The organism is Thermus thermamylovorans, assembly GCF_004307015.1.
Classification (GTDB): domain Bacteria; phylum Deinococcota; class Deinococci; order Deinococcales; family Thermaceae; genus Thermus; species Thermus thermamylovorans.
In genome coordinates this window covers 1-2,274 of record NZ_SIJL01000035.1, presented here as the reverse complement: position 1 = coordinate 2,274, position 2,274 = coordinate 1, and the positions used below count along the sequence as shown (strand labels likewise).

The window sequence follows — 2,274 nt, the reverse complement described above, 5'->3', positions numbered from 1 at the left end:
CGCCTCATGGGGGACTGGCGCAAGGGTGGGGAGATCTTCAACGACATCCGCCGGGCCAACTGCTTCTCCTGCCACTTCGGCTCCCCGGTGCACCTGGGCGGGGACGTGGGCCCCAGCCTGGAGAAGTACGGGGAGCGGGGCCTGGACGAGGCGGTGCAGCGCTACACCTATGAGGTGATCTACAACGCCTGGGCCTTCTTCCCCTGCTCGGTGATGTACCGCTTCGGGGTCCAGGGCCTCCTCACCCCGGAGGAGATCGCCCACGTGGTGGCCTACCTCCTGGATCCGGAGTCCGACTTCAACACCAAACCGGCGGTGGGGGCGCGATGAACCGGAGGGAACTCCTCCTTCTCCTCTCGGCCCTGGCGGGCCTGGGGCCTAAGGCCCTAGCCCGGGCCCTCGAGGACCCCGCCCGGCTCTACGACCTCCCCCCCTACGGGGAGGCCACCCTCCTCTACTTCTCCGACCTCCACGGCCAGGCCTTCCCCCACCACTTCATGGAGCCCCCCAACCTCATCGCCCCCCGGCCCCTCATGGGCCGTCCCGGCTACCTCACCGGGGAGGCCATTCTGCGCTACTACGGGGTGGCGCGGGGCACGGCTTTGGCCTACCTCCTTTCCCACCTGGATTTCGTGGAGCTGGCGGAGGCCTTTGGGCCCATCGGGGGCATGCCCCAGCTCACCGCCCTCATCCGCGACCAGAAGGCCCGCGCCGAGGCCGAGGGGAGCAAGGTCCTGGTCCTGGACGGGGGGGATACCTGGACCAACTCCGGGCTTTCCCTCCTCACCCAAGGGGAGGCCATCGTGGAGTGGCAGAACCTCACCGGGGTGGACCACATGGTCTCCCACTGGGAGTGGACCCTGGGGCGGGAGCGGGTGGAGGAGCTTTTGCAGGCCTTCTCCGGGGAGCTCCTCTCCTACAACATCGTGGACGACCTCTTCGGCGACCCCCTCTACCCCGCCTACCGCATCCACCCCGTGGGCCCCTACGCCCTGGCGGTGGTGGGGGCCACCTACCCCTACGTGAAGGTGGCCCACCCCGAGGAGCTCACCGAGGGGCTTTCCTTCGCCCTGGACGAGCGCAGGCTGCAGGAGGCCGTGGACCGGGCCCGGGCCGAGGGGGCGGACGCCGTGGTCCTCCTCTCCCACAACGGCCTGCAGCTGGATGCCGCCCTGGCGGAGCGCCTCCGGGGCATCGACCTCATCCTCTCCGGCCACACCCACGACCTCACCCCCCTGCCCTGGCGGGTGGGCCGGACCTGGATCGTGGCGGGGAGCGCCGCGGGGAAGGCCTTGATGCGGGTGGACCTCCGCCTCCGGAGGGGGGGGATCGCCAACCTGCGGGTCCGGGTCCTGCCGGTCCTCGCCCGCCACCTCCCGGAGGCCCCGGAGGTGTCCGCCTGGCTGGAGGGGCGCCTGGCCCCCCACCGGGACCACCTCTTCGAGCCCCTGGCCCTCTCCGAGAGCCTCCTCTACAAGCGGGACACCCTCTACTCCACCTGGGACGAGCTGGTGGGCCAGGCGGTCCAGGCCCTCTACCCCGAGGTGGAGCTGGTCTTCAGCCCGGCGGTGCGCTGGGGGACCACGGTGCTGCCGGGGGAGGCCCTGACCCGGAACCACCTCTACACCTACCTGGGGTTCACCTACCCCGAGCTCTACCTCTTCTGGCTACGGGGGGAGCAGGTGCTGGGGGTGCTGGAGGACATCGCCAGCAACGTCTTCAGCCCCGACCCCTTCTTCCACCAGGGGGGGGATGTGAGCCGGGTCCACGGGCTCCGCTACACCCTGGACCCCGACGCCCCCACGGGAAGGCGGGTGCGGGAGGCGGAGGTGGGGGGGAAGCCCTTGGACCCGAACCGCCGCTACCTGGTGGCCGCCTACGGGGGGAGGCTCCAGCGGGTGGGGGAGGCCCGTGCGGGGTACGAGCCCCGGCCCATCTACGAGGTCCTGGAGGCCTACCTCAAGGGGGTGGGCCGGGTCAGGGTCGACCCTAACCCCAACGTGCGCGTCTTGGGGCGCAACTACCGGGTACCGTGAGGTGTAAGGCATGAGGCGAAGCGTGCTGATGCTCCTAGGATTGTTGGCTTTGGGCCTCGCCCTCTCCCAGGCGGGCTCCTTCCGGGCCCGCCTCGAGGCCGCCCTGCGCACGGGGGGCGAGGAGTTCGCCCGGGTCATGGCCGCCCAAGACCGGGGGCAGGCGCTTTGCACCCAGTACCGGGACCGGCTGCCCCCCGAGGTGCTGGGGGAGTTCCTGGCGGAGCAGCGGGCCCTGATC

At 71.1% G+C, this 2,274-nt stretch carries 2 protein-coding genes and 1 pseudogene; all 3 read left to right on the top strand.

Annotated features, from left to right (window positions below):
• A partial coding sequence (gene soxX / locus ETP66_RS11710) for a sulfur oxidation c-type cytochrome SoxX (protein ID WP_130842765.1) occupies positions 1–330 on the top strand: 330 nt, incomplete at its 5' end.
• Positions 327–2,036 carry a thiosulfohydrolase SoxB gene (gene soxB, locus ETP66_RS11705; RefSeq protein ID WP_130842764.1) on the top strand — a complete coding sequence of 570 codons (1,710 nt, stop codon included), beginning with the start codon at positions 327–329 and terminating at the stop codon, positions 2,034–2,036. The genes soxX and soxB, both read left to right, overlap by 4 nt.
• Before the next feature lie 10 nt (positions 2,037–2,046).
• Positions 2,047–2,274 (top strand): annotated as a pseudogene (locus ETP66_RS11700) (sulfur oxidation c-type cytochrome SoxX); the annotation flags it as partial.

Bases quoted from the DNA above. Each gene is read 5' to 3' on its own strand.
- soxB (WP_130842764.1), top strand. From the start codon at position 327: ATGAACCGGAGGGAACTCCTCCTTCTCCTCTCGGCCCTGGCGGGCCTG.